Annotated in this window: 1 protein-coding gene; it reads right to left on the bottom strand. The window is 42.8% G+C overall.

The genetic code is table 11. The features are described from left to right. Positions 1 to 276, bottom strand: a 276-nt coding sequence (locus tag R2R70_RS20065; protein WP_410978908.1) for an AbgT family transporter, incomplete at both ends; no start/stop codon positions are given.

Below are 276 nucleotides of genomic sequence, written 5' to 3'. Positions count from 1 at the left end.
GATCCAAAATAACAAAAAGATCAACGGCACAATAGATTGCATCAAAGGTGAACGGAAATTAGTTAAGGAGCCATCGCTACTACGCATGGCTGAATCTACCGGCGCAGACACGTAAGCGAGTAAAGCAATGCCTGCAATCATTACGCTGCTTGCTATGAAGAATGCGCGCTTTTCATCGCTACGCGCATCTTCAAAAACAGGTAAGTCTTCACTGTTTCCATCAAGTGGCGTATTTTGTAAACGAGGTTCAATAATCTTATCGGTAATATACCAACC

Origin of the sequence: Cobetia sp. SIMBA_158 (genome assembly GCF_046566945.1) — a bacterium.
GTDB classification, from domain to species: domain Bacteria; phylum Pseudomonadota; class Gammaproteobacteria; order Pseudomonadales; family Halomonadaceae; genus Cobetia; species Cobetia amphilecti.
Note: the sequence above shows the minus strand (reverse complement) of the source record. Positions and strands in the feature narration are given on the sequence as shown.